This window comes from Secundilactobacillus hailunensis, assembly GCF_005405185.1.
In the GTDB taxonomy this organism is placed as follows: domain Bacteria; phylum Bacillota; class Bacilli; order Lactobacillales; family Lactobacillaceae; genus Secundilactobacillus; species Secundilactobacillus hailunensis.
In genome coordinates this window covers 1-1,025 of record NZ_BJDO01000115.1, presented here as the reverse complement: position 1 = coordinate 1,025, position 1,025 = coordinate 1, and the positions used below count along the sequence as shown (strand labels likewise).

Genomic DNA, 1,025 nt, shown 5'->3' with positions numbered 1-1,025 from the left:
GACGGTACCCGCGACAGTAAATGCTGACGGCACAATTACAGTTGATAATCCAACGACAACCGGTAAAGTTAACTACACACCAAATGATGCCAAAGCAAATGTGACGATTCCAAGTAATCAAGGTGACCAAACGGTCCCTGATGTAACCGGTAAGACAGGGGATAAGGTCAATGTTGATGTGCCGCCAATTGAAGGGTACACACCAGATAAGACGACAGTCCCGGCGACAGTGAATGCCGACGGCACGATCACGGTTGATAATCCAACGACAACGGGTAAAGTTAACTACACGCCAAATGATGCCAAAGCAAATGTGACGATTCCAAGTAATCAAGGGGATCAAACGGTCCCTGATGTAACTGGTAAGACAGGGGATAAGGTCAATGTTGATGTGCCGCCAATTGAAGGGTACACACCAGATAAGACAACAGTCCCGGCCACGGTTAATCCGGATGGCACGATCACAGTTGATAATCCAACGACAACGGGTAAAGTAACTTACACGCCAAATACAGTTACCACTGATGTAACGGTGCCAACTAATGAAGGGGATCAAACAGTTCCTGGTATTACTGGCAAGACAGGCGAACATGTTGATGTAACGGTACCAGTAAAGCCAGGCTACACAGCAGATAAGACGACAGTGCCAGCTACGGTTAATCCAGACGGTACGATTACAGTCGATAATCCGACAACAACGGGCAAAGTAACTTACACGCCTAATGCGGTTACGACTGATGGGACAGTTTCAGGTAATGAAAATGATCAAGCAGTTACTGACACTATGAATCCAAGTAACGAAAATGGTCAAACAGTCACTGGCACTACGGATTCAAGCGATGAGAGCGGACAAGCTGTTACTGCTGGTACAGATGAAACTAACAAAAAGACAGTTGCTTCTGTATCTCAGCAAAATAGTAATATTAACGTGTAGTGCTAGTTTTGTAACATTTGTCGAGTAGCCCATTGATTAAAGCAAATTATATGCAAAAACCCCGCATTTGCGGTAGCTTCTAAGGTGACTA

At 45.1% G+C, this 1,025-nt stretch carries 1 protein-coding gene; it reads left to right on the top strand.

Annotated features, from left to right (window positions below; all coding sequences use genetic code 11):
* A partial coding sequence (locus FFM73_RS12825; protein WP_171001300.1) for a hypothetical protein occupies positions 1-934 on the top strand: 934 nt, incomplete at its 5' end.
* Between the last annotated feature and the right edge of the window lie 91 nt (positions 935-1,025).